The sequence below is a fragment of the Bacillus sp. AP50 genome, assembly GCF_040492675.1.
GTDB lineage: Bacteria > Bacillota > Bacilli > Bacillales > Bacillaceae_G > Bacillus_A > Bacillus_A cereus.
In genome coordinates this window covers 1-4,681 of sequence record NZ_JBEUTW010000173.1, presented here as the reverse complement: position 1 = coordinate 4,681, position 4,681 = coordinate 1, and the positions used below count along the sequence as shown (strand labels likewise).

Sequence of the window (4,681 nt, the reverse complement as noted above, 5' to 3'; positions counted from 1 at the left end):
GATTTAGATTCTATTTAGAGGAAAATAAGGAGAAACAAGGAAAAAACCCTTACATATATTGTAAGAGTCAACGAAGTTCTAATCTTCTCGATAAAATTGATAAACTATAATTTACGATAAAGTACATACAAGCTACTAATATAAATGTTGGAATCATGTAATTCACATTTTGCCCGCTAATAATTTGAGCATTATGCATAAGCTCAGGGAGTGATATAACAACCGCTAGCGACGTATCCTTCAGCAATGAAATAAATTGACTGACAAGCGGCGGAACCATTCTCCTTAATGCTTGTGGCAAAATAATATGCCAAAGCGCTTGCACATAAGTTAATCCCGAAGATCTTGCGGCTTCAACCTGCCCTTTTTCAATAGACAATAAACCACTTCTAACAATTTCAGATATCATTGCTGCCTCAAATATTGTTAAAGCAACAATTGCAGCTGTTATAATTTCTAATTTCAAGCCTGCTTCTGGAAGTGCAAAATACGTGAAAAATATAATTAACAGTAGTGGTAAGTTTCGAATCACTTCAACTATAACTCCTAATATTTGTGAGACGACAGGTATTTTCGTGTAGCGCAATATACCGATTACACTTCCAATAATAAAACTAAGTACAATTGCTATGAGCGCTACCTCTAATGTTATAAGTAATCCTTTTAATAAAAATAGAATATGATCTCCTGTAATTGCTCCCTTGAAATCCATTTACACCGCCTCCTTTGCTAAGCGTTTTTCTAAATAACGCACTAGCATACTGAGCGGAATTGTTAATATTAAATAAAACATCCCGACAAATATATAAACATCAAACGTAACAAACGTCTTCGTTGAAATTAAATCTCCTTGATACATTAAATCAGCACCAGCAATAATTCCAAGTATTGAGGAGTTTTTAACTAAATTGAGAAACTGGTTTCCTAAAGGGGGAATTACAATTTTCACTGCTTGGGGTAAGACAACATAATACATCGCCTGCACATACGTTAGCCCTGAAGAGCGAGCAGCTTCCATCTGCCCTTTCGCAACTGATAAAATACCAGCGCGAATTACTTCTGCAATAAAAGCTGCCGTATATACCGTAAGCGTAACTGTTCCTGCTACAAAACCATTTAAAGTAATTCCTATTACAGGTAAAGCAAAATAGAATATAAATGCAATTAATACGAGTGGAATATTTCTTACAAACTCCACAAAAGCTGATCCTATCCAATTTAAAATACGAATAGGTGCAATACGCATTACTGCCAAAATTACTCCTAAAATAAAACTGCCTATCAATGCAATTACACTAGACATAACTGTATATTTAAATCCTTCTAAATACATATCAATGTTATTCGTTAATATAGAAAAATCAGGCACATATTCTCCCCTCTTTCTTTACAAGAAGAGGATGAGTACTCTCATCCTCTCACTTTTACTATCTACTTTTCTGGTTTTTGTCCAATCCATTTCTCATATAATTTGTCATACTCTCCGCTTGCTTTCATGTCTTTAATTAAAGTATTAATCTCTTTCGTTAAATCATCTGCCCCTTTTTGCACTGCAATTCCATACGGTTCATCTGTGAAAATTTTTCCTACTACTTCATAATTAGAATCTTGTTTTGCCATTCCGTAAAGGATCGCATTATCTGTCGTTAACACATCACCTTTACCTGCCTTTAACGCTGTAAATGCCTCACTATAATTTTCAAACTCTAATACAGTCGCTTCTGGTGACTTTTGACGAATGTTATTTGTAGATGTTGACCCTTTTACAGCTAATACTTTAACGCCTTGTTTTATATCATCGACACTCTTAATATTGCTTCCTTTTTTCACAAGTAACGATTGTCCTGCTTTAAAATATACATCTGAAAAATCCACTTCTTTTTTGCGTTCTTCCGTAATTGTCATTGTTGCAATAATTGCATCAATATCACCATTTTTCAGCATTGGAATACGTGTTTTAGACGTTACTTCTTTCAGCTCTAGCTTCTTTTCATCTCCAAGAATCTTTTTCGCAAGTGCCTTCGCGACATCAACATCGAATCCTTCTACCTGCCCTGTTGAAGGATTTTTTAATCCAAATAAATTCGTATCATTCTTCACCCCAACTACTAATTTCCCTCGTTTCTTAATTTGCTCAACAGCCCCGCCTTGCTTCGTATTTGTTTCCTTTGCCTCATCTTTCTTACTTCCGCAACCAGCAACAACAAGCACGAATAAACATGAAAATACGATTAAAGTAAATAATTTTTTCATTTTAAGCATGAAATTCCTCCTCTAATGATTTAGCACCCGACTTAAAAATAAACGAGCTCTTTCTTGTTCAGGGTTTGCAAAAAAGTGCGCCGGTGTTGTATCTTCAATAATTTGACCATCATCCATAAATAAGATCCTATCTGCTACCTCTCTAGCAAATCCCATTTCATGTGTAACGACAACCATCGTCATCCCTTCTTTAGCCAGGGCCTTCATAACATCAAGTACCTCTCCAATCATCTCTGGATCAAGAGCAGACGTAGGCTCATCGAATAGCATAATTTCCGGCTGCATTGCAAGTCCTCTAGCAATTGCTACCCGTTGCTGTTGTCCTCCGGATAATTGATGTGGATATACGTTAGCCTTCTCCGGGATTCCTACTTTCTCTAAATAAAGCATTGCTGTTTTCTCTGCTTCTTCTTTGGAAACTTTATTTACTTTAATCGGTGCTAATGTAATATTTTGCAGAACTGTTTTATGTGGGTATAAATAAAAATGTTGAAAGACCATCCCAATATTTCGCCGCAATTCATTCATGTCCGTTTTTTTATTGTGTACCTCTGTATTTTTTACAATTAATTCTCCATCTGTAATTGCCTCTAATTGATTTATACATCGAAGCAATGTACTTTTTCCTGATCCTGAAGGCCCGACAACTACCACCACTTCACCTTTTTTCACTTGCACATTAATATTTTTCAAAACTTGAAAGTTACCATAATATTTATTTACATTACGAAATTCTATCAACATACTCCCCCTTCCCCTAACAATGCATGTACATTCTTTTTATATTCAAAAATAGTCCCAAAAATAACTTTTAGCTTCAATTTGTCCATAAAAAAAAACAAAGAGTTTCCCCTTTGCTTCTTCATTTCTATTCTGTTAAGATACTTCTTCTTTCTTATCTTTCCCGTATTCATGCTCCCAAAAATCAGCATTTTTAATTCCTAATGGCCCTGGATCGAATACTGGATCTTTTCCTTCTTTTTTCTGTTTTTCATAATCCTTTAATGCGACTAATGCAGGTTTTTGTAATAGTAAAATCGCAATGATATTTACCCATGCCATAATTCCTACCCCAATGTCGCCTAAAGCCCAAGCCGTTGCTGCTGTTTTTATACATCCATAGAATACAGCTCCTAAAAATACAAACTTTAGTACCATAGACATCCAAGGACGGTCTTTATCACGATTTAAGTACGCAATATTCGTTTCTGCAATGTAGTAATACGCCATAATTGTTGTAAACGCGAAGAATAATAACGAGATTGCAACGAAACCGTTTCCAAATCCAGGGAAAACAGATTCTACTGCCGCCTGTGTATACCCCGGTCCTGGCTGAGCACCGTTTAATTTATTTACGATAAAGTTTTTTCCGCTCGCATCAAATACGTTATACATGCCTGTAATAATCATCATAAATGCTGTTGCTGAACAAACAAATAATGTATCAATGTAAACGGAAAATGCTTGCACTAAGCCTTGCTTAGCTGGATGTGATACTTCAGCAGCAGCTGCTGCATGTGGCCCAGTTCCTTGCCCTGCTTCATTGGAATAAATACCACGTTTTACTCCCCAAGAAATTGCTAAACCGATAATACCACCGAAAGCCGCCTCTAATGCAAAAGCACTTCTTATAATTAACATAAATGCTTCTGGCAATTTTTCAATATTCATAGCAACAATAACGCAAGCTACTAAAATATAACCAACTGCCATAAACGGTACGACAACTTGTGCAACGTTAACGATTCGCTTTACTCCACCGAAGATGATAATAGCTAATACAACAACTAATAAAGCCCCTGATAATGTAGTGTTAATTCCAAAAGCTGTCTCTAGACTTACAGCAATACTATTTGCTTGCACACCTGGCAATAAAAGCCCCGTTGCAATAATTGTCGCTGCAACGAATACTAATGCATACCATTTTACACCTAAACCTTTTTCGATGTAATAAGCAGGTCCACCACGAAACTGCCCTTGATGTTTCGTCTTATATATTTGCGCGAGTGTTGATTCTACATAAGCTGATCCTGCCCCTAAAAAGGCTACTGCCCACATCCAAAATACAGCTCCTGGTCCACCGAATGCAACTGCTGTTGCTACCCCAGCGATATTCCCTGTCCCAACTCGTCCTGATAATGAAAGTGCTAACGCTTGGAATGAAGAAACACCAGCCTCTGATTTTTCTCCTTTAAATGTCAGCTTCACCATTTCTCCTACGTGCCTTACTTGTAAAAACCTCGTTCGAATGGAAAAATATAAACCTACTCCTAAACATAAATAAACAAGTGCTGGACTCCAAACAATATTATTTATCCAATTTACGAAAGTTTCCAACATTCCCCCTCCTTCTTTATAAAGAATATTCAGAATATATATAAAATTATAAGTGCATACCGAATCTAGGACAATATTATTT

5 protein-coding genes are annotated in these 4,681 nt (G+C 36.2%); all 5 read right to left on the bottom strand.

The annotated features are described in order from the left end of the window. Nucleotides 1–67: 67 nt before the first annotated feature. On the bottom strand, nucleotides 68–712 hold the full coding sequence (locus tag ABWK52_RS14765; protein WP_000345955.1) for an amino acid ABC transporter permease: 645 nt from the start codon (nucleotides 710–712) through the stop codon (nucleotides 68–70). Continuing rightward, on the bottom strand, nucleotides 713–1,369 hold the full coding sequence (locus tag ABWK52_RS14760; protein ID WP_001112667.1) for an amino acid ABC transporter permease: 657 nt from the start codon (nucleotides 1,367–1,369) through the stop codon (nucleotides 713–715). A gap of 62 nt (nucleotides 1,370–1,431) precedes the next feature. Continuing rightward, nucleotides 1,432–2,262 carry a glutamine ABC transporter substrate-binding protein GlnH gene (gene glnH, locus ABWK52_RS14755; RefSeq protein ID WP_000916491.1) on the bottom strand — a complete coding sequence of 277 codons (831 nt, stop codon included), beginning with the start codon at nucleotides 2,260–2,262 and terminating at the stop codon, nucleotides 1,432–1,434. Between the two features lie 12 nt (nucleotides 2,263–2,274). Beyond that, on the bottom strand, nucleotides 2,275–3,006 hold the full coding sequence (locus ABWK52_RS14750; protein WP_098541036.1) for an amino acid ABC transporter ATP-binding protein: 732 nt from the start codon (nucleotides 3,004–3,006) through the stop codon (nucleotides 2,275–2,277). A gap of 132 nt (nucleotides 3,007–3,138) precedes the next feature. Then, nucleotides 3,139–4,599, bottom strand: coding sequence for an alanine/glycine:cation symporter family protein (locus ABWK52_RS14745; protein ID WP_044797140.1), 1,461 nt, complete (start codon nucleotides 4,597–4,599; stop codon nucleotides 3,139–3,141). Nucleotides 4,600–4,681: the final 82 nt, after the last annotated feature.